Raw genomic sequence first — 21,571 nt, forward strand, 5'->3', positions numbered from 1 at the left:
TCAGCCCTTGAGCACCTTCTTCTCGGCGACCGTCGTATCCGCATTGAGGCGGTAGACGATCGGGACGCCGGTATCGAGTTCGCGCTGGATGATCTCTTCGCCGGACAGGCCTTCCAGCGCCATGATCAGCGCGCGCAGCGAATTGCCATGGGCGGCGACCAGCACCTTCTCGCCGCGCATGACCGGCGGCAGGATGTTGAAGATGTAATAAGGCCAGACACGCGCGCCGGTGTCCTTGAGCGATTCGCCGCCGGGCGGTGGGATGTCGTAGGAGCGACGCCAGATATGGACCTGCTCCTCGCCCCATTTGGCGCGGGCGTCATCCTTGTTGAGGCCGGAGAGGTCGCCATAGTCGCGCTCGTTCAGCGCCACGTCGCGGATCGTCTGCAAGTCCGGCTGGCCGATCTCGTCGAGGATCAGTTTCAGCGTGTGCTGTGCACGCGTCAGCTCGGACGTGAAGGCGACGCCGAAGGAGAGGTTCAGCGCCTTGAGGCGCTGGCCGGCGGCGCGGGCCTCGGCCACGCCCTGTTCCGTCAGGTCGGGATCCTTCCAGCCGGTGAACAGGTTCTTCAGGTTCCAGTCGCTCTGGCCGTGGCGCACGAGCACGAGAATGCGGTCCATGCGGTGAATTCCTTCAATGAGGTTCAGTCGGAAAGGCCGAGCACATCGGCCATGGAATAGCGGCCCGGCTTCTTGCCGAGCGCCCACAGCGCCGCCTTGACGGCACCGCGGGCAAAGATGGAGCGGTCCGCCGCATGGTGGGAGAAACCGATCGTTTCGCCCTCGCCGGCAAAGAGAACCGAATGTTCGCCGACGACCGAGCCGCCGCGCAGGGCGGCAAAGCCGATCGCGCCGCGCGGGCGCGCACCGGTATGGCCGTCGCGGCTGCGGATCGCGACATCGGCGAGCGCCACGCCGCGTCCTTCCGCCGCCGCCTCGCCGAGCAGGAGCGCCGTGCCGGATGGCGCGTCGATCTTGTGCTTGTGGTGCATCTCGGCGATTTCGATGTCGAAATCGGCATCGAGCGCGCGGGCCGCCTGCCGGACGAGCGCGGCGAGCAGGTTGACGCCGAGGCTCATATTGCCGGACTTGACGATGACGGCATGGCGCGCCGCCGCATCGATCCTGGCTTCCTCGTCGACGGAAAGGCCGGTCGTGCCGATGATATGGACGATGCGCGCCTGCGCGGCGATCTCGGCAAAGCCGATCGTGGCGGCGGGTATCGTGAAATCGAGCACGCCCTGCGCCTTGGCGAAGGCGGTGAGCGGATCGTCGGTGACGGGGACGCCGAGCGCCGGCAGGCCGGCCAGAACGCCGGCATCCTGGCCGAGGACGGGCGAGCCCTCATGCTCGATGGCGCCGACCAGCCTGGCGCCTGGCGTCTCCGCGATCACGCGGATGAGCGTGCGGCCCATGCGGCCGGCGGCCCCCACGACGACGAGTCCCATATCGGTCATGACGAAAATTCCCCGGATATCAGAAGGGCATATAACAGGCTGGCCACGCGCGCGGAAAGGGCGAACTCAGATCGAAAGCGCCGTGTCGATCTCGGAAAGGATCGCCTTGGCGGCGGCCCGGGGATCATTCGCCGCGATGATGGGACGAGCGACGACGAGATGGTCGGCACCGGCACGGATCGCCATGGCGGGGGTCGCGACCCGCTTCTGGTCGCCGACCGCCGAGCCGGCCGGCCGTATGCCCGGCGTCACGATCGCCATGCCCGCGCCGACAATGGCGCGCATGGCGCGCGCTTCTTCCGGCGAGCAGACGATGCCGTCCATGCCGGCGAGCCGCGCATCGGCCGCGCGCCGCGCGACCAGCTCCGCCGTGCCGACGCCATAGCCGGCGGCGGCGAGATCGGCCTCGTCCATCGATGTCAGCACCGTCACGGCGAGCAGGCGAAGGTCACTCATGCCCTTGCCCTTCACGGCGGCACGCATCGCCTTCGGATAAGCGTGGATCGTGCAGAAATGAAAACCGAGCTTGGCGATGTTCTCGACCGCATGCTCGACCGTGTTGTCGATATCGAGCAGCTTGACGTCGAGGAAGACCTTCTTGCCCTGGTCGACCAGGCGGCGGGCGAAGTCGAGCCCGCCGGCAAATTGCAGCTGCAGCCCGACCTTGTAGAAGGTGACCGTGTCGCCGAGGGTCGAGACGATCGCCTCGGCTTCGGCCACGGTCGGAACGTCGAGGCCGACGATCAGGCGGTCGCGAATGTCGAGAAGCGGCATGGTCGGTCCTCCGAATGGGTCATCATGGTTCGGCCGCGAGGCGGCGGGCAACGAAGACGAGTTCGCGGGCCAGCGCCTGCATGGCGGCGGCCTGTCGTGGATCATCGAGCCGTCCCTTGTCGTCGAAGCTCGAATCCGCGTCGCCAATGGCGAGCCCGCGCCCGACGATCGTGGCGGCGAGGCCGTCGGCGAGCATGGCGCGCAGATGCGCCAGCGCCAGCCGACCGCCCGATCCATCGGCTGACACGCTGCCGAGCGCGAAGATCCGTCCCGAAAGCGGGCGGAAGGGGAGTTCCTCCTCCTCCAGCCAGTCGACGACGTTCTTCAACAAAGCGGGGACGGAGCCGTTGATTTCGGGCGTGGCGATGAAGGCGGCGTGGTGTCCCTTCAGCAGGGAGCGCAGCTTCGCGGCAGCGATCGGCACCTGCGGGCGTGGTGCATCGGGGTCGTGCAGCGGCAGGCTGTAGTCGGCAAGCGAAATCAGCGTCACATCGGCGTCGAGAAAGGCCAGCTCGCGCGCAAACGCGGCAGCCAGGCGGCTGGCCGCGGCGGCAGGCGCCGTCGATCCGGCGAAGACGAGGATGCGGGCTTGGGGCATGGCCGGCTGGTGACAGGTCCGGTGCGATAGGGGCGACGCGCCCTTATACGGCAGCGCGTCCTATCCGAGAACCGTGATCGGGTCGATTTCCATCGGCTGCCAGGACGATATCAGCCTCGAGCTTGCCGTGTCGTAGGCAAACCAGTTGCCGCCGCCGGCCGGCTGGTCGTGTTTCCTGTCGATTGCGAAGCCGCCCCAGCGCGACATCAGCAGCGTACCGACGCCGCCATGGCCGACGAAAAGGGTGAGTTCACGCGCGGGCGCCTCGTCGAGCGCCACGGTTACGGCACGATGGATGCGGGCCTGCGCGTCGATCGCCCGTTCCCAGCCGCCAATGCTCGCCGCCGGTTCGGCGAAGAAGCGATTGGCCATCGCTTCGAACTGGTCCGGCGGCAGGAATCCGGTCGCCGAGCGGTCGTTCTCGTGCAGGTCCGGGCGGATATCGATGGCGAGTCCGATGGTTCCGGCAAGGAGGGCGCCGGTCTCGATCGCCTTCGTCTCGGTGCTGGTCACGACGCGGTCGACGCGGCGCATGATGGCGGTCGCGCCAAACGCCTCGGTTCTGGCCCGGCCAACCGGCGACAGCCCCCATTCCGGCACCGGAATAGCGGGATCGATCGCGACCTGCGGATGGCTCAGATAGAGGACGACCGTCACCGGTCAGGCAACGCGGCGATAGAGCCAGACGCGCGCCGGCGGCAGGTTCCTGATCACCCAATGCGTATGCTCGACCGTGAAACGGCCCGCCTCGGCAGGGACGGGCGGCACGAGGGCATAGGAGAACTGGATGAAGGGACGGCCGACGGGCATGCGTGCCAGCGCTTCCACGATCAGCGCGCGTCGGGTCTCCGGCGGCCGGGTGAACAGCGGCAGGCTCGAGATCACCGCGTTGACATCGCCCTCGACGATGCCCTTCAGCGTCGCATTCAGCGTATAGGCGTCGCCCTGCACGATGCGGACACCCTTGAAGCGATCCTCGAGCAGCTTGCAGAAGTCGGGATTGTATTCGATCGAGAATATGCGCTTGGGCGCGACGCCGCGCTCGAGAAGCGCCTCGGTCACGACGCCGGTGCCCGGCCCGAGCTCGATCACCGGCCGGTCATCGGTCGGATCGACGAAGCTCGCCATCAGCTTGGTCAGCGCCCGCCCCGAGGGGCTGACGGCGCCGGTGGTGAGCGGCTTCGCCGCCCAGTTCCGGAGAAAGCGGACCTGATCCGCGAAGGAACCCGTTTTCAGGGCCTGCTTGCTCACCGACGCCATTGATTTCCCCGATTCAGCCACACGGCGGACTATGCCGCAGAGTTCGCGGCAATCTCGTGACGGACGATCCCTCAGGTGCCGCCGAAGAAATCGCGAATGCGGGCAAAGAAGCCGGCTGAATCGGGGCTGTTCTCCTCGGAGGAGACGGTCTCGAATTCCTCGAGCAGCTCACGCTGCCGGCGGGAAAGGTTCTGCGGCGTTTCGACGGCGACCTGAATGTACATGTCGCCCATCTGCGACGAGCGCAGCACCGGCATGCCCTTGCCCTTCAGGCGGAACTGCTTGCCCGTCTGCGTGCCCTCGGGAACCTTCACGCGCGTCTTGCCGCCATCGACGGTCGGCACATCGAACTGCCCGCCGAGAGCGGCCGTGGTGAGCGAGATCGGCACGCGGCAGAAGATGTCCGCACCCTCGCGCTGGAACAGGCTGTGCGGCTTGACGGACAGGAAGAGATAGAGGTCGCCGGTCGGACCGCCGCGCAGGCCTGCCTCGCCCTCGCCGGAGAGGCGAATGCGGGTGCCGTCCTCGATGCCGGCCGGGATATTGACCTGGAGCGTGCGCTCCTCGGTCCGGCGGCCGGAACCACCGCATTTGTCGCACGGGTCGGAGATGATCTCGCCGCGCCCGCCGCAGGTCGGGCAGGTACGTTCGACCGAGAAGAAGCCCTGCGCCGCCCGCACGCGGCCATGGCCGTCGCAGGTGGTGCAGACCTTGGGATGGGAGCCGGGCTTCGCGCCGGTACCGGAGCAGGCCTCGCAGGCCACCTTGGTCGGCACGCGCACTTCGGCCGTCTTGCCGGCGAAGGCTTCCTCCAGCGTGATTTCCATGTTGTAGCGCAGGTCGGCGCCGCGCTCGCGCCCGCCGCTGCTGCCGCGCTGGCCACCACCGCCGCGCCGGCCGCCACCCATGAACTCGCCGAATATGTCGTCGAAGATATCGGACATGGACGAGGCGAAATCGCCGGAGAAGCCGGCAGCGCCCGGTCCGCCATTCTCGAAGGCGGCATGACCATAGCGGTCATAGGCAGCGCGCTTCTGCGGGTCCTTCAGTGTCTCATAGGCCTCGTTGATCTCCTTGAACTTCGCCTCTGCGGTGTTGTCGCCCGGATTCTTGTCCGGGTGCCACTGCATGGCGAGTTTGCGAAAGGCGGTCTTGAGGCCCTTGTCGTCGGCGTCGCGTGCGACGCCCAGCACTTCGTAAAAGTCGAGTTTGGCCATCCGGCAGAGCTCGTGGTGGTAAGAACGCAAAAATCCGGGCGATGGGCCGGCAGCGACAGAAACGCCGCATCACATAGATGAAACCCGGCGCGTTGCCGCGCCGGGCTCCAATCGACCAGCGTGAAACTTACGCCGATTTCTTCTTGTCGTCGTCGACTTCCTCGAAGTCGGCGTCGACAACATCGTCGGAGCCGGTTGCCTCGGGATTGCCGGCGGCATTGTCGGACTGCGACGCGTTGTACATCGCCTCGCCCAGCTTCATGGAGACCTGCGCCAGAGCGTTGGTCTTCTGCTGGATCGCTTCGGCATCATCGCCTTCGAGCGCGGTCTTCAGATCGGCAATGGCCGTCTCGATCGCGGACTTGTCGGCCGCAGCGATCTTGGAGCCATATTCACCGAGCGACTTCTCGGTCGAATGGACCAGCGCTTCGCCCTGGTTCTTCGCCTCGACGACCGCACGACGCTTCTTGTCCTCGGCCGCGTGGCTCTCGGCGTCCTTGACCATCTTCTCGATGTCGGCGTCGGAAAGACCACCCGAGGCCTGGATGCGGATCTGCTGCTCCTTGCCGGTGCCCTTGTCCTTGGCCGAGACGTTGACGATGCCGTTCGCGTCGATGTCGAAGGTCACTTCGATCTGCGGTACGCCGCGCGGTGCCGGCGGCAGGCCGACGAGGTCGAACTGGCCGAGCATCTTGTTGTCGGCGGCCATTTCGCGCTCGCCCTGGAAGACACGGATCGTCACGGCGGACTGGCTGTCTTCAGCCGTCGAGAAGACCTGGCTCTTCTTGGTCGGGATCGTCGTGTTGCGCTCGATCAGACGGGTGAACACGCCGCCCAGCGTCTCGATGCCGAGCGAAAGCGGGGTCACGTCGAGAAGCAGAACGTCCTTGACGTCGCCCTGAAGCACGCCGGCCTGGATCGCGGCGCCCATGGCGACGACTTCATCCGGGTTGACGCCCTTATGGGGCTCCTTGCCGAAGAACTGCTTCACGATTTCCTGGATCTTGGGCATGCGCGTCATGCCGCCGACCAGGACAACCTCGTCGATCTCGCCGGCGGTGAGGCCGGCATCCTTGAGCGCCGCCTTGCAGGGCGCCACGGTCTTCTGCACGAGATCATCGACCAGCGCCTCGAACTTCGAGCGCGTCAGCTTGATCGCAAGGTGCTTCGGGCCCTTGGCGTCGGCGGTGATGAAGGGAAGGTTGATCTCGGTCTGCTGCGAGGAGGAGAGCTCGATCTTGGCCTTCTCGGCCGCTTCCTTCAGGCGCTGGAGGGCGAGCTTGTCGCCGCGCAGGTCGATGCCCTGCTCGCGCTTGAACTCGTCGGCCAGATAATTGACGAGACGCATGTCGAAGTCTTCGCCGCCGAGGAACGTATCGCCGTTCGTCGACTTCACCTCGAAGACGCCGTCGCCGATCTCGAGCACCGAAATATCGAACGTGCCGCCGCCGAGGTCATAGACGGCGATCGTCTTGCCCTCGTTCTTGTCGAGGCCATAGGCGAGCGCCGCCGCCGTCGGCTCGTTGATGATGCGCAGGACCTCGAGACCGGCGATCTTGCCGGCATCCTTGGTCGCCTGGCGCTGGGCGTCGTTGAAATAGGCCGGGACGGTGATGACCGCCTGGTCGACGCTGGTGCCGAGGAAAGCCTCGGCGGTTTCCTTCATCTTCTGCAGGATGAAGGCCGAAATCTGGGCCGGCGAATATTTCTCGCCCTCGACCTCGACCCACGCATCGCCGTTCGGACCCTTGACGATGTTGTAGGGGACGAGGTGCTTGTCCTTCTCGACCATCGGGTCGTCATAGCGGCGGCCGATAAGGCGCTTCACCGCGAAGAACGTATGTTCCGGATTGGTGACCGCCTGGCGCTTGGCCGGCTGGCCAACGAGCTTCTCGCCACCGTCGGTGAACGCCACCATGGACGGTGTCGTGCGCGCGCCTTCGGCGTTCTCGATGACTTTCGGGGTCTTGCCGTCCATCACGGCGACGCAGGAATTGGTCGTTCCGAGGTCAATGCCGATGACTTTAGCCATATCTTCTCTCTCCTTGTCGGCGGGCCGTGCGGACCCTCTCAGAGGCTTCCGCCGTACCGGCTATCGCCGGAACGGCCCCCATGAACACTTTGATTTGCAGCGAACTCGGCGGACCGGGTCGTGCGGGTTCTGGGCGTATATAAGAAGATGCCGAAAAGGCCGCAAGGCGGCGCTGAGCCTGATGTTGCGACCGTTTGGCTGATTTGAACGAGGAGAGCGAGGCAATGACCGCCGATGACCGCAAAGCGGCGCTTCCCGCCGGGCTGCGCCTGCTGCCGGGCCGATTCGACCGCGCGGCCCAGGAGACGCTGCGTGAGGTGATTCGCGCCATTGCCGCCGAGGCGCCGTTCTATCGCCCGGCCATGCCATGGACCGGAAAGCCCTTTTCGGTGCGGATGACCAATTGCGGGTCGCTCGGATGGGTCGCCGACAAGGACGGCTATCGTTACCAGCCGCTTCACCCCACGACCGGCCGGCCCTGGCCCGCTATTCCGGCCATGCTGCTCGATCTCTGGCAGGAGGTTGCCGATTTTCCCGATTCCCCGGAGGCCTGCCTGGTGAACTTCTATGCGCCCGAGGCCCGCATGAGCCTGCATCGCGATGGGGACGAGGCGGAGCGCGCGGCGCCGGTCGTCTCGGTCTCGCTGGGCGACAGCTGCCTGTTTCGTGTCGGCGGCCCGGATCGGAGTGACCCGACGCGATCGTTTCGCCTCTCGTCAGGCGACGTCGTCGTGCTGGGCGGGGCCGCGCGCGAGGCCTATCACGGGGTCGACCGGATCTATCCCGGTACCTCGACGCTGCTCTCGCAGGGCGGGCGCATCAACCTCACGCTTCGGCGCGTCACCAAAGCCGGTTGACGCCCTCCGCCCCGGCGGGCTCTATCGCCCGCAGCCCATCATGCTCCCGGCTCGCGCCGTTTCGCGCGTCGGCGCGCCCTCAGCCGGAGGAACCTTCCTTGACGGATTCGACCAGCGCTCTCATCGTCGTCGACGTGCAGAACGATTTCCTGCCGGGCGGCGCCCTCGCCGTTACCGATGGCGACGCGATCGTGCCGCTGGTGAACGAACTCGCCAAGTCCTTCAAGAACGTCATCCTGACCCAGGACTGGCACCCGGCCGGCCACATCTCGTTCGCCTCCGCCCATCCCGGGCACAAGCCGTTCGACATGATCGACCTGCATTACGGCCCGCAAGTGCTTTGGCCGGACCATTGCATCCAGGGGACGCGCGGCGCCGAGCTGGCGCCGGGTCTCGATATTCCCCATGCGCAACTCATCATCCGCAAGGGCTATCACGCCCATGCGGACAGCTATTCCGCCTTCTACGAGGCCGATCGCCAGACGCCGACGGGTCTTTCCGGCTATCTCGCCGAGCGCGGCATCAAGCGCGCCTTCATCGTCGGCCTCGCCACGGATTTCTGCGTGTCGTGGACCGCGCAGGACGCGCGCGTCCACGGTATCGAGACGATCGTGATCGAGGATGCCTGCCGCGCCATCGACACGGCAGGTTCGCTCGCCGCGGCGCTGGCGGCGATGGACAAGGTCGGCGTCATGCGCCTCACGTCGGGGGCGATCTGACGCCGCCGCCTCCGCGCTACATCGGTACGGGGACCATCCAGCCCTGCGCGGCACCGCCGGGGTCGGAAACGATGGCGATGCGGCCGACGCCGTCGACATCGAACGGTTCGCGGATCACCGTGCCACCCTCGGCCTTCAGCTTGGCGAGACGCGCGTCGAGATCGTCGACGGCGATGTAGCAGAACCAGTGCTCCGGAATGCCATCGAACATCGGGCCCGGTGGCATGGTCATCATGCCGCCCACCATCTTCTCGCCGATCATGGCGACGTGATAGGTGCCGAAGGGTTCGCCCATCGGCATGTCCGAGAAAGTCCAGCCCAGCGTCTTGCCGTAGAAATCCTTGGCGCGCGCCGTGTCGCGCGTCATCAGTTCGTTCCAGTAGAACGTGCCGTGTTCCGCCATCTCATCCTCCCTCGATGGTTGCCACCGAAGGAGAATAGCGCCTTTGGCGCACGGGCGGATGACAACTCTTTGCGACGCCTGACTTGGCGACGCCGGGCCGGACCCGGCGTCGGAAGGCGCCTCATCCGCCGACGTTGAACGCCGCCAAAGCCGCCATGTTGACGATATCGCTGTCGCGCGCGCCGAGCGAGAGGATCTGCGCCGGCTTGTCGAGACCGACGAGCAGCGGTCCGATCACCGTGGCGCCGCCCAGTTCCTGCAGCATCTTGGTCGAGATCGAGGCCGAGTGGAACGCCGGCATGACCAGCACATTGGCCGGACCGGAGAGGCGGCAGAACGGATAGGACCCCATCACCTTCATGTTGAGGGCGACATCGGCCGCCATCTCGCCATCGAACTCGAACTTTACATGGCGCCGTTCGAGGATCTGTACCGCCTCGCGGACATGGCGCGAACGCTCGCCTTCGGGTTGCCCGAAGGTGGAATAGGCGAGCATGGCGACGCGCGGCTCATAGCCGAGACGCTTGGCGACGCCGGCGGCCTCCTCCGCGATATCCGCCAGTTCCTCGCCCGACGGCATGTCGTGCACGGCCGTGTCAGCGACGACGACGGTGCGGCCACGGACCAGAGCGAGCGAGACGCCGATGACGCGATGCCCGGGCTTGGTGTCGATGACCTTGCGGATATCGGCGAGCACGGTCGAATAATTGCGCGTGACGCCCGAGATGATCGCGTCCGCATCGCCGAGCGCCACCATGGTCGCGCCGAAATAATTGCGGTCGGTGTTGATCAGTCGCTGGCAGTCGCGCAGCAGATAGCCGCTGCGCTGCAGGCGGGCATAGAGATATTCGATATAGGTCGGATTGCGGTGCGAGAGGCGGGCATTGTGGATTTCCATGCCATCCTTGATCTCGATGCCAGCCTTCGCGGCGGTATCGAGGATGATGTCCTCGCGTCCAACCAGGATCGCCGTGCCGAGCTTCTGTGCGACGAAGCTCGCCGCCGCGCGGATGACCTGCTCCTCCTCGCCCTCGGCGAAGACGACGCGCTTCGGATTGCGGCGTACGCGCTCATAGATGCGGGCGAGCGTGCCGACAATCGGATCGCGGCGCGCCGAAAGCTCCAGCTTGTAGGCCTCGATATCCTCGATCGGCTTCTGCGCGACGCCGGAATCCATCGCGGCCTTGGCGACGGCAGCCGGAATCTCGGAGAGAAGGCGCGGGTCGAACGGCACCGGGATGATGTAGTGCGGCCCGAAGCGCGGCCGGACGCCCTGATAGGCCGCGGCCACCTCGTCGGGGACATCGGCGCGGGCGAGCTCAGCCAGCGCCATCGCGGCTGCGATCTTCATCGGCTCGTTGATCGTCGTCGCCCGCACATCGAGCGCGCCGCGGAAGATGTAGGGGAAGCCAAGGACGTTGTTGACCTGGTTGGCATAATCCGAACGGCCGGTTGCCATGATCGCGTCGTCGCGAACCTCGGCAACCTCCTCCGGCGTGATTTCCGGGTCGGGATTGGCCATGGCGAAGATGATCGGCCGCGGTGCCATCGAGCGCACCATCTCGGGCGTCAGCGCGCCCTTGGCCGAGACGCCAAAGAAGATGTCGGCGCCGACCATGGCGTCTTCCAGCGTCCGCGCCTCGGTGCGCGTGGCATGCGCCGTCTTCCACTGGTTCATGCCCTCGGTGCGGCCTTCATAGACCACGCCCTTGGTGTCGCAGAGGAGCACGTTCTCGCTCGGCATGCCCATCGCCTTGACGAGTTCGATGCAGGCGATGCCGGCGGCGCCCGCGCCGTTGCAGACCAGGCGCGTCGTCTTGATGTCGCGGCCCGTCAGGTGCAGCGCATTGATCATGCCGGCGGTGGCGATGATCGCCGTGCCGTGCTGGTCGTCATGGAAGACGGGAATGTCCATCAGCTCGCGCAGGCGGCTTTCGATGATGAAGCAGTCCGGCGCCTTGATGTCTTCGAGGTTGATGCCGCCGAAGGAGGGCCCGAGATAGCGGACGGAATTGACGAAGGCGTCGACATCCTCGGTATCGATTTCAAGATCGATCGAATCGACGTCGGCGAAGCGCTTGAAGAGGACGGCCTTGCCTTCCATCACTGGCTTGGAGGCGAGCGCGCCGAGATTGCCGAGGCCGAGAATGGCGGTGCCATTGGTGATCACGGCGACGAGATTGCCGCGCGTCGTATAGTCGAAGGCCTTGGAGGGGTCGGCGGCAATGGCCTTCACCGGAACCGCGACGCCCGGCGAATAGGCGAGCGACAGGTCGCGCTGCGTCGCCATCGGCTTGGTCGGCGTGATCTCCAGCTTGCCCGGGCGGCCCTGGGAATGAAAATCCAGCGCTTCCTTGTCGGTGAGCACGGGGCCGCTCTTGGCGGGGCGTTTGGTCTCGGTCATATCAGGTGAAACTCGGCGTCAGGCGTTTCCGGGAGGCGGCTATGATTGCCACCTTGAGAGCGGACAAGGACGATAGCACCGGTATCTGTGATCTCAAGCACATAGAGGCGGCATTGCAGATGAAAGAGCTTTAACCTTTTGCTAGGTTCCGCCCATGCTTGAAACCGCACGCGAACCCGACATTTCAGCTCCGCGCCCCACGCCGATGATGGAGCAATATATCGAGATCAAGGCGGCCAATCCCGATAGTCTCCTGTTCTATCGGATGGGCGATTTCTACGAGATGTTCTTCAACGACGCCGAGATCGCATCGCGTGCGCTCGGCATCACGTTGACGAAACGTGGCAAGCATCTGGGTGAAGACATCCCGATGTGCGGCGTGCCGGTTCATGCCGCGAATGATTATTTGCAGAAGCTCATTTCTCTCGGCCACCGCGTCGCCGTTTGCGAGCAGACGGAGGATCCCGCCGAGGCGAAGAAGCGTGGCGGCAAATCGGTCGTCCGCCGCGACGTCGTCCGCCTGGTGACGCCCGGCACGCTGACCGAGGAGACGCTGCTCGAGGCCGGGCGCAACAACTTCCTGGCTGCGATCGCCCGCGCGCGCGGCGTCGGCGCTGATGGCGGCGATCGCCTCGCCATTGCATGGATCGATATTTCGACGGGTGATTTCCGTTTGGCCGAGACCGAGCCGCTGCGCCTCGGCGCCGACCTCGCCCGCATCGATCCGCGCGAGATACTGGTGCCGGATTCGTTCTTTGCCGATGAAGCGCTCGGGCCGTTCTTCCGTGGCCTGCCGACGCCGGTGACGCCGCTCCCCGGCGCATTCTTCGATGGCTCGACGGCAGCGGCCCGCCTCGCCGCCTATTTCAAGGTCGGTACGTTGGACGGGCTCGGCTCGTTCACGCGGATCGAGCTTTCCGCCGCTGCCGCAGCGCTCGCCTATGTCGAGAAGACGCAGATCAGCGAACGCCCGCCGCTCTCCCGCCCGATCCGCGAAAGCGAAGGCGCGGTGATGCTGGTCGATGCGGCCACGCGCGCCAATCTCGAACTCGTCCGCACGCTGTCGGGCGAGCGGCGCGGCAGCCTTCTGGCGGCGATCGACCGGACCGTGACGGGGCCAGGCTCGCGCCTGCTCGCCGAACGATTGGCGAGCCCCTCGACCGATCCCGCCCTGATCGATCGCAGGCTCGATGCCGTCGCCTTCATGGTGGCGGAGGGCGGTCTGCGCACCAAGGTGCGCGAGGTTCTTTCCGCCGCACCGGATCTGGCGCGCGCGCTGTCGCGGCTCTCGCTCAATCGCGGCGGCCCGCGTGATCTCGCGGCGATCCGTTTCGGCCTCGATGCGGCGAGCCGCCTCGTCGCCATGCTGTCGGCGGCGGATGCCGAGCTGGCCGATGATCTCGCCGATGCGGTTGCAGCACTTGCCGACGCGCCGCGCGATCTGGCGCGTGAGCTTGCGGGCGCCCTCGCCGACGAACTGCCGCTGCTGAAACGCGACGGCAATTTCGTGCGGGTCGGCTATGATCCCGATCTCGACGAGACGCGGGCGCTGCGCGACGAGAGCCGGCAGGTGATCGCCGGCCTGCAGGGCGCCTACGCGACCGAGACCGAGATCAAGGCGCTGAAGATCCGGCACAACAACGTGCTCGGCTATTTCATCGAAGTGCCGCAGCAGCATGGCGAACGCCTGCTCGGCGCCGAATTCGCCGGTCGCTACATCCACCGCCAGACCATGGCGGGCGCGATGCGGTTCATCACCACCGAGCTGGCCGAGCTCGAGGCGAAGATCGCCTCTGCGGGCGACCGCTCGCTCGCCATCGAACTGGCGATCTTCGACGCGCTTCTCGGCCACGTCATCGCCGCATCGGAGCAGATCCGCTCCATCGGCGCCGCGCTGGCGGCGATCGATGTCGCGAGTGCACTGGCCGTGCTTGCTGAGGGCGAGAATTACTGCCGCCCCCATGTCGACCGGTCGCTCGCCTTTGCGATCGAGGGCGGACGCCATCCTGTGGTGGAACAGGCGCTGCGGCGTGACGGGGGCGCGGCCTTCGTCGCGAATGCGAGCGATCTCTCGGCGCCGGGGGAGGGCGATGCGGGGCTGATCTGGCTGATCACCGGGCCCAACATGGCGGGTAAATCGACCTTCCTGCGCCAGAACGGCCTCATCGCCATCCTCGCCCAGATCGGCGCCTTCGTTCCGGCGACGAGCGCCCATATCGGCATTGTCGACCGGCTGTTCAGCCGTGTCGGCGCGGCCGACGATCTCGCCCGCGGACGTTCGACCTTCATGGTCGAGATGGTGGAGACGGCCGCCATCCTGAACCAGGCGACGAACCGCTCGCTCGTCATCCTCGACGAGATCGGTCGCGGCACGGCGACCTTCGATGGCCTGTCCATCGCCTGGGCGGCGATCGAGCATCTGCACGAGGTGAACCGTTCGCGCGGCCTGTTCGCGACGCATTATCACGAGCTGACCGCGCTTTCGCAGCGGCTGGACCGGCTCGAAAACGCGACCGTGCGGGTCAAGGAATGGAACGGCGACGTCGTCTTCCTGCATGAGATCGTGCCGGGCGCGGCCGACCGTTCCTATGGCATCCAGGTCGCGAAACTCGCCGGATTGCCGGCCTCCGTCGTGGCGCGGGCGCGCGATGTGCTGTCGCATCTGGAGGAAACCGATCGGAAGTCGCCTGCGGCAACGCTGATCGACGACCTGCCGCTCTTCGCCGCTGCCGTGGCGAAGCAGGCATCGGTCGCGCCCGCGGTTGAGGACCCGGTCGGCCCGGCGCTCGACGGGCTCAATCCCGACGAGATGACGCCGCGCGAGGCACTGGAAGCGCTTTATCGGCTCAAGGCCGTTCGCGCGCAGAAGGCGTGACGGCAAGACGCTGAAGCAGGGAATAGCGCGGCGCGGCAAAGCAGTTTAGGTTCCCGCCAGCTTTTTCCTGTTTCAGGACCGATCGCTTTGATGATCCGATCCGATTCCGCGCTCGTCGACGGGCGCGCTCTTCGCACCGCACTGAACGATATCGCCAAGAGTTCCGACAAATCGGCGCTCCGACCCGCCATCCTCGCTCATCTGAAGGATGTGATGCGCGAGGGTCGTCGCCGGGCCGAGGAGCAATTGGTCGCCGGTGGCCGCGGCAGCGCCTGCGCCCGCAGGCTGTCCGAGCTGCAGGACCAGATCATCGGCGCCATCCACGAGATCGCGACGACCTATGTCTATCCCGTGCAGAACCCGTCCGCGGCCGAGCGCATGGCGATCGTCGCCGTGGGCGGCTATGGACGCGGCATGCTGGCGCCGGGGTCCGATGTCGACCTCCTGTTCGTGCTGCCCTACAAGCAGACGCCCTGGGGCGAGAGCGTGGTCGAGTTCGTTCTCTACATGCTCTGGGATCTCGGGCTGAAGGTCGGCCACGCCACGCGCAATGTCGACGAGTGCATCCGCCTGTCCGGCGGCGACATGACGATCCGCACCGCCATCCTGGAGGCGCGCTTTCTCTGGGGCGACAAGAAGCTCTTCGAGGAGCTGACACATCGCTTCGATCTCGAGGTGGTGAAGAATACCGGGCCGGAATTCATCGCCGCGAAGCTCGCCGAGCGCGATGAGCGCCATCGGCGCCAGGGTGCCTCGCGCTATCTGGTCGAGCCGAACGTCAAGGAAGGCAAGGGCGGCCTGCGCGATCTGCACACGCTGTTCTGGATCGCCAAATATTTCTATCGCGTGCGCTCAGGCGATGCTCTGGTCGAGGCTGGCGTGTTCTCGAGCGCCGAACTCGCCCTGTTCCGCAAGGCCGAGGATTTCCTCTGGTCGGTGCGCTGCCATCTGCACTTCCTGACCGGGCGCGCCGAGGAACGGCTCTCCTTCGACGTCCAGCGCGATATGGCGGTGCGGCTCGGCTACACCTCGCATCCCGGCATGAAGGATGTCGAGCGCTTCATGAAGCACTACTTCCTGGTCGCCAAGGATGTCGGCGACCTGACCATGATCTTCGTGGCGGCGCTCGAGGAGGAGCACGCCAAGTCGGCGCCGCTGCTCAATCGCTTCTTCGGCATCGCCCCGCGCCGCCGGCTGCGCAAGATCCCGGGCTCGACCGATTTCGTCGTCGAGCACGACCGCATCAACATGGCCTCGACCGATGTCTTCAGGCGCGATCCGGTCAATCTGATCCGCATCTTCCAGCTCGCCGACAAGCACAATCTCGCCTTCCATCCCGACGCGATGAAGGAAGTGACGCGGTCGCTGAAATTGATCGATGCGGACCTGCGCGAAAATCCCGAGGCGAACCGGCTGTTCCTCGAACTGCTCGCCTCGCGCAACCAGCCCGAGATCGTGCTGCGCCGCATGAACGAGGCCGGCGTACTCGGCAAGTTCGTGCCGGATTTCGGCAAGATCGTCGCGATGATGCAATTCAACATGTACCATCACTATACGGTGGACGAGCATCTGATCCGCTCGATCGGCATCCTGTCGGAGATTGATCGCGGCGAGCGTGGCCAGGAGCATCCGCTCGCCAATTCGCTGATCTCGACGCTGCAGGACCGGACCGTCCTCTATGTCGCCATGCTGCTGCACGATGTCGCCAAGGGCCGGCCGGAGGATCATTCGATCGCCGGCGCCCGCGTGGCGCGCAAGCTCGGTCCGCGTCTCGGCCTGACGGCGGCACAGACCGAGACGGTCGCCTGGCTGATCGAAAACCATCTGCTGATGAGCATGACCGCGCAATCGCGCGACCTCGGCGACCGCAAGACGATCCAGGATTTCGCCGCCGTCGTGCAGAGCCTCGAGCGGCTGAAGCTGCTGCTGATCCTGACCATTGCCGACATCAAGGCCGTCGGCCCCGGTGTCTGGAACGGCTGGAAGGGCCAGTTGCTCAGGACGCTCTATTACGAGACCGAGCCGCTGCTCACCGGCGGCCACAGCCAGATCTCGCGTGACAAGCGCGTCACGGCGGCGAAGGCCGAACTCTCCCATGCGCTGCACGGCTGGCCGGAAGCCGAGCGCGACGCCTATCTCGAACGGCACTATCCGGCCTATTGGCTGCGGGTCGACCTGCAGCGCAAGATCGCCCACGCAACCCTCATCCGCGAGGCTGACCGGGCCGGCAAGACGCTGGCGACGGCAACCGCGATCCGCGCCTTCGAGGCCGTCACGGAGATCACCGTGTTTGCGCCCGATCATCCGCGGCTTCTCTCGATGGTCGCCGGCGCCTGCACGGCGGCCGGCGGCAATATCGTCGACGCGCAGATCTTCACCACGACCGATGGTCGCGCGATCGACACGATCTTCATCGCGCGCGAATTCGAGACCGACGAGGAGGAGACGCGCCGGGCACTCAAGGTCAGCGCGCTGATCGAGGAGGCGCTTTCCGGTCTCGTCGCCCTGCCCGAAGCGATCGCGAAGAAGGCCAAGCCGCGCGCCAAGATCAAGGCCTTCACGGTCGAGACACAGATCCTGTTCGATAATTCATGGTCGAATCAGTTCACCGTCATCGAGGCATCCGGCCTCGATCGCCCCGGCCTTCTCTATGATCTCACGCGGTCGATTTCTGATCTCAACCTGAACATCGCATCGGCCCATATCGCGACCTTCGGCGAACGGGCTGTCGACGTCTTCTATGTGACCGATCTGATGAGCCGGAAAGTGTCCAACGCCAATCGCGAGGCAACGATCCGCAAGCGCCTGCATCAGGCCTTCGAGGGCGTGCCGGCGGTGGAAAAAGCCCCGGTCCGCAAGGCTGGATGACGGTGCGGCGCACGCCCCCGCCTTCCGGCCTTACTTTCGGCGGGCTGGTCGTGTCCCGAAGACGACGAGAAGGCCTCGGTCGCCGGGTCGGCCCCGGCGATGCGGGCCATGTGCAATACCAACCCTCCGGGCGGTCATGTCGCTTCTGAAGAACTTCGTCACCGTCGGCGGATCGACCACGTCGAGCCGAATCCTCGGCTTCGTGCGCGACATGTTCATGGCCGCCGCCCTCGGCACCGGGCCGGTGGCCGATGCCTTCCTGGTCGCGTTCCGCTTTCCGAACCTGTTCCGCCGGCTGTTCGCCGAGGGCGCCTTCTCGTCCGCCTTCATTCCGCTCTTCGCCCGCAAGCTCGAGGGCGAAGGCGTCGAGGAGGCGAAGCAGTTCGGCTCCGAAGCGCTTTCCGCCCTCTTCGCCGTGTTGATCGCGCTCACCGTCGTCGCGCTGATCGCCATGGTGCCGCTCATGTACATCATGGCGCCCGGCTTCGTGTCGGACCCGGCCAAGTTCGACATGACGGTGCTGCTGACGCGGATCGCCTTTCCATATCTGACGCTGATCTCGCTGCTCGCGCTTTATAGCGGCGTGCTCAATGCGCGCGGGCACTTCATGGCGGCCGCTATGGCGCCGGCCTTCCTCAATGTCGTCTTCGTGTCGGCGCTCGCCTATATTCTGCTCTCGCATCACGAGAACACGGCCGAGGCGGGCATATTGCTCTCCTGGGCGACTCTGGTCGGCGGCGTGCTGCAACTCGGCGTCGTCATGATCGCCGCCTGGCGCGACGGCATGCTGCTGAAGCTGCGCTGGCCGCGCATCACGCCGGGCGTCCGTCGCCTGACCGCATTGGCCATTCCCGGCCTCATCGCCGGCGGCGTCACGCAGATCAATATCGTCATCGGCACGATGATCGCCTCCTTCGCGCCCGGCGCGATCGCGATCCTCGGCTATGCCGATCGCCTCTACCAACTGCCGCTCGGCATTGTCGGGGCCACGATCGCCGTGGTCATGCTGCCGGATCTCGCGCGCCACCTGCGCGGCGGCCGTGACGACCTCGCCCACCACACGCAGAACCGCAGCCTCGAATTCGCGATGGCGCTGACGCTGCCGGCCGCCATCGCCCTGTTCGTGCTGGCGAAGCCGATCGTGCAGGTGATCTACCAGCGTGGCGAGTTCGGCCCTGCGGATACGCTGGCGACCGCCCACACGCTGATGGCCTTTGCCGTCGGCCTGCCCGCCTTCGTGCTGATCAAGGTGTTCTCGCCCGGCTTCTTCGCCCGCGAGGACACGAAGACGCCGATGTGGTTCGCAGGCGTCGGCGTCGCGGTCAACATCATCGGCTCGATCATCCTGTTTCCGTCGCTGACCTATGTCGGCATCGCGATCGCGACGACGCTGTCGGGCTGGGTCAATGCCTTCCTGCTCGGCCTTTCGCTCCATCGCCGCGGCCATTTCGTCTTCGACGCCAAGGTGAAACGCAACCTGCCCATGGTTCTCGTTGCCGCCGCAGCCATGGGGATGGGCGTGTTCCTGGCGGCCTGGTGGGCGGAACCCTTCTTCGCTGATCGGCGCATCATCTTGCGCGCCGCGACCATGCTCTCGATCTGCATGGTCGGCCTCGCCCTCTTCGCGCTGTTCTGCCAGTTGACCGGCGTCGTCCATTTCGGCGCGATCATCGGCAAGCTGCGCAATCGCCGCCGCTGATCGGCTTCTTCCGGCCCGAAGCGACTTGCGGGCGCGCCGCTCGGCCGCCTTGGCGCTTGCGCCGCGCGGCCTCCCGCGCGATAAGGCGGCCGAAAAACGGGGTTTCTCCATGACCGAATTCCAGCCGCGCGTCTTTTCGGGCGTTCAGCCCACCGGCAATCTGCATCTCGGCAATTATCTCGGCGCGATCGTCAACTTCGTCGCGCTGCAGCAGAGCCATGACTGCATCTATTGCGTCGTCGACATGCATGCGATCACGGTCTGGCAGGATCCCAAGGAGCTTTCGCGCCAGATCCGCGAAGTGACCGCCGCCTTCGTCGCGGCCGGCATCGATCCGGTCAAGCACATCGTCTTCAATCAGAGCCAGGTCTCGGCCCATGCCGAGCTTGCCTGGATCTTTAATTGCGTCGCGCGCATCGGCTGGATGAACCGCATGACGCAGTTCAAGGACAAGGCCGGCAAGGACAAGGAAAACGCCTCCCTCGGCCTGCTCGCCTATCCGAGCCTGATGGCGGCCGACATCCTCGCCTACAAGGCGACGCATGTTCCGGTTGGCGAGGACCAGAAGCAGCACCTCGAGCTGACGCGCGACATCGCGCAGAAGTTCAACAACGACTATGCCGAATCGATTGCCGAACACGGATTTGGCGATGCGTTCTTCCCGCTGACCGAGCCGCTGATCACCGGACCTGCGACCCGTATCATGTCCTTGCGCGACGGCACCAAGAAGATGTCGAAGTCCGACCCGTCGGATTATTCGCGCATCAACCTGACCGACGATGCCGAGGCGATAGCGACGAAGATCCGCAAGGCCAAGACCGACGCCGACGCCCTTCCGGGCGAAACGGACGGTCTGAAGGGCCGGCCGGAAGCCGACAATCTCGTCGGCATCTATGCCGCGCTCTCCGGTCTTTCGAAGCAGGACGTGCTGAATCAGTTCGGTGGCCAGCAGTTTTCGGCCTTCAAGCCGGCGCTCGCCGATCTGGCGGTCGAAAAGCTCGGGCCGATCGGCGCCGAGATGCGCCGCCTGATGGCCGATCCCGGCCATATCGACCAGATCCTGGCGAACGGTGCCCTTCGCGCCGACGCGATCGCCAGGCCGATCCTCGACGGCGTCAAGGATGTCGTCGGCTTCATTCGCAGGAAGTGATGCCGCGCTCGGCGCGGCCTTGCGGCTGATCCGGGCGAATGGCAGCATGACGCCATGTCGAAGCGCAAGAGCACAGAGGCTGGTCACCGCCGCAAGTTCCTTGCGGTGATCGACGACACGCCCGAATGCTCGCGCGCCGTGATCTATGCGGCGCGCCGTGCCGAACGGACCAGCGGCGGGCTCGTCATGCTCTATGTGATCGAGCCGACGGAGTTCCAGCACTGGATCGGCGTCGAGAACATCATGCGTGCCGAAGCGATGGACGAGGCGGAGGAAGTGCTCGCGCGCTTTGCCGATCTCGCCCGGCGGCATTCCTCGGTCGAGCCGGAACTGGTGATTCGCGAGGGTGCGAAATCCGACGAGATCACCGCCCTGATCGAGGAAGACGAGGATATCGCGATCCTCGTGCTGGCGGCGGGAACCGACAAGGAAGGCCCTGGCCCGCTGGTTTCCTCCATCGCCGGCAAGCTTGCCCCGACCTTTCCGGTGCCGATCACCGTGGTGCCGGGGACACTGACGGACGACGATATCGCCGCCATCGCTTGAATCCTGAGTTCGAAAGTACGATTTGCGGTGTCGCGAAGCGGATTCCGCTTGATGCGATCGCGTCGATCGATACATATCCAGTTAGAAATATTCCAAAGAAGTTCGTGCGGAGGCCGCATCATGTTCATCCAGACCGAAGCGACGCCCAATCCGGCGACCCTCAAATTCCTGCCGGGCCGGCCCGTTCTGCCCGATGGCACGGCCGAATTCCGTGATCCCGACGAGGCGGAGCGTTCGCCGCTCGCCGAGCGTCTCTTTGCGGTTTCCGGCGTTTCCGGCGTGTTCCTCGGCCATGATTTCATCAGCGTGACCAAGAAGGACGGCGAGTGGCAGCACCTGAAGCCGGCCCTTCTCGGCGCCATCATGGAGCATTTCATGGCCGGCGTGCCGGTCATGGCGACGCTCAAGCCGAATGGCCCGGACACCGAGTTCTTCGACGCCGATGACGCGGAGATCGTCGAGACGATCAAGGAACTGATCGAGACGCGCGTCCGCCCGGCCGTGGCGCAGGATGGTGGCGACATCACCTTCCAGGGGTTCCGCGACGGCGTCGTCTATCTCAACATGCGGGGCTCCTGCTCCGGCTGCCCGTCCTCGACGGCGACGCTGAAGCATGGCATCCAGAACCTGCTGCGGCATTTCGTGCCTGAAGTAACCGAGGTTCAGTCCGTATCCTGACGAACGGCGCTCGACAGGAAGGCGCCTTGGCATT

General features: G+C 65.7%; 18 protein-coding genes. 8 read left to right on the forward strand and 10 right to left on the reverse strand.

Annotation, left to right across the window (positions count from 1 at the left end; all coding sequences use genetic code 11):
• The 8 genes from QO014_RS09190 to dnaK form a co-directional block, all read right to left on the reverse strand.
• Complete coding sequence (locus QO014_RS09190) at window positions 1-621, reverse strand: 2,3-bisphosphoglycerate-dependent phosphoglycerate mutase (RefSeq protein WP_266348381.1); 621 nt, start codon at window positions 619-621, stop codon at window positions 1-3.
• A 23-nt stretch (window positions 622-644) separates the two neighbouring features.
• Entirely contained in the window at window positions 645-1,457 is an 813-nt protein-coding gene (dapB, locus tag QO014_RS09195; protein WP_266348382.1) for a 4-hydroxy-tetrahydrodipicolinate reductase, read from the reverse strand.
• A gap of 66 nt (window positions 1,458-1,523) precedes the next feature.
• Window positions 1,524-2,231, reverse strand: a complete 708-nt coding sequence (gene pyrF / locus QO014_RS09200) for an orotidine-5'-phosphate decarboxylase (RefSeq protein WP_266348383.1) — start codon at window positions 2,229-2,231, stop codon at window positions 1,524-1,526.
• A gap of 22 nt (window positions 2,232-2,253) precedes the next feature.
• Window positions 2,254-2,829 (reverse strand): NADPH-dependent FMN reductase, encoded by a 576-nt coding sequence (locus tag QO014_RS09205; protein ID WP_266348384.1) that lies wholly within the window; start codon window positions 2,827-2,829, stop codon window positions 2,254-2,256.
• A 60-nt stretch (window positions 2,830-2,889) separates the two neighbouring features.
• Window positions 2,890-3,486 carry a histidine phosphatase family protein gene (locus QO014_RS09210; RefSeq protein ID WP_266348385.1) on the reverse strand — a complete coding sequence of 199 codons (597 nt, stop codon included), beginning with the start codon at window positions 3,484-3,486 and terminating at the stop codon, window positions 2,890-2,892.
• Window positions 3,487-3,489: 3 nt separating this feature from the next.
• Window positions 3,490-4,089: a class I SAM-dependent methyltransferase gene (locus QO014_RS09215; RefSeq protein ID WP_266348386.1), complete on the reverse strand. Its 600-nt coding sequence runs from the start codon at window positions 4,087-4,089 to the stop codon at window positions 3,490-3,492.
• Window positions 4,090-4,160: 71 nt separating this feature from the next.
• Entirely contained in the window at window positions 4,161-5,306 is a 1,146-nt protein-coding gene (gene dnaJ, locus QO014_RS09220) for a molecular chaperone DnaJ (protein ID WP_266348387.1), read from the reverse strand.
• Between the two features lie 127 nt (window positions 5,307-5,433).
• The gene (dnaK, locus tag QO014_RS09225) at window positions 5,434-7,338 is read right to left on the reverse strand and encodes a molecular chaperone DnaK (protein ID WP_266348388.1); all 1,905 of its coding nucleotides are present in this window, start codon (window positions 7,336-7,338) and stop codon (window positions 5,434-5,436) included.
• A 224-nt stretch (window positions 7,339-7,562) separates the two neighbouring features.
• On the opposite strand from dnaK, the gene QO014_RS09230 reads away from it, so the two are divergent.
• Together QO014_RS09230 and pncA are read left to right on the forward strand one after the other, a co-directional pair.
• Window positions 7,563-8,195 (forward strand): alpha-ketoglutarate-dependent dioxygenase AlkB, encoded by a 633-nt coding sequence (locus QO014_RS09230; protein ID WP_266348389.1) that lies wholly within the window; start codon window positions 7,563-7,565, stop codon window positions 8,193-8,195.
• 98 nt (window positions 8,196-8,293) lie between these two features.
• Window positions 8,294-8,914 carry a bifunctional nicotinamidase/pyrazinamidase gene (gene pncA, locus QO014_RS09235; RefSeq protein ID WP_266348390.1) on the forward strand — a complete coding sequence of 207 codons (621 nt, stop codon included), beginning with the start codon at window positions 8,294-8,296 and terminating at the stop codon, window positions 8,912-8,914.
• Between the two features lie 16 nt (window positions 8,915-8,930).
• Here the strand turns inward: pncA and QO014_RS09240 are convergent, their stop codons facing one another.
• On the reverse strand, window positions 8,931-9,317 hold the full coding sequence (locus QO014_RS09240) for a VOC family protein (RefSeq protein ID WP_266348391.1): 387 nt from the start codon (window positions 9,315-9,317) through the stop codon (window positions 8,931-8,933).
• Between the two features lie 121 nt (window positions 9,318-9,438).
• A complete protein-coding gene (locus QO014_RS09245; RefSeq protein ID WP_266348392.1) occupies window positions 9,439-11,721 on the reverse strand; it encodes an NADP-dependent malic enzyme in 2,283 nt (760 codons plus the stop codon).
• 154 nt (window positions 11,722-11,875) lie between these two features.
• Here QO014_RS09245 and mutS point away from each other — a divergent pair, with 154 nt between their 5' ends.
• The 6 genes from mutS to QO014_RS09275 all read left to right on the forward strand — a co-directional run bounded on the left by mutS (window position 11,876) and on the right by QO014_RS09275 (window position 21,537).
• A complete protein-coding gene (gene mutS, locus QO014_RS09250) occupies window positions 11,876-14,596 on the forward strand; it encodes a DNA mismatch repair protein MutS (protein ID WP_266348393.1) in 2,721 nt (906 codons plus the stop codon).
• 90 nt (window positions 14,597-14,686) lie between these two features.
• Window positions 14,687-17,464 (forward strand): [protein-PII] uridylyltransferase, encoded by a 2,778-nt coding sequence (locus QO014_RS09255; RefSeq protein WP_266348394.1) that lies wholly within the window; start codon window positions 14,687-14,689, stop codon window positions 17,462-17,464.
• Window positions 17,465-17,600: 136 nt separating this feature from the next.
• A complete protein-coding gene (gene murJ / locus QO014_RS09260; RefSeq protein WP_266348395.1) occupies window positions 17,601-19,163 on the forward strand; it encodes a murein biosynthesis integral membrane protein MurJ in 1,563 nt (520 codons plus the stop codon).
• A gap of 109 nt (window positions 19,164-19,272) precedes the next feature.
• Window positions 19,273-20,313: a tryptophan--tRNA ligase gene (gene trpS, locus QO014_RS09265; protein ID WP_266348396.1), complete on the forward strand. Its 1,041-nt coding sequence runs from the start codon at window positions 19,273-19,275 to the stop codon at window positions 20,311-20,313.
• A 54-nt stretch (window positions 20,314-20,367) separates the two neighbouring features.
• Window positions 20,368-20,859, forward strand: coding sequence for a universal stress protein (locus QO014_RS09270; protein ID WP_266348397.1), 492 nt, complete (start codon window positions 20,368-20,370; stop codon window positions 20,857-20,859).
• 120 nt (window positions 20,860-20,979) lie between these two features.
• Complete coding sequence (locus QO014_RS09275; protein WP_266348398.1) at window positions 20,980-21,537, forward strand: NifU family protein; 558 nt, start codon at window positions 20,980-20,982, stop codon at window positions 21,535-21,537.
• Window positions 21,538-21,571: the final 34 nt, after the last annotated feature.

Origin of the sequence: Kaistia dalseonensis (assembly GCF_030814715.1) — a bacterium.
Taxonomy (GTDB): Bacteria; Pseudomonadota; Alphaproteobacteria; order Rhizobiales; family Kaistiaceae; genus Kaistia; species Kaistia dalseonensis.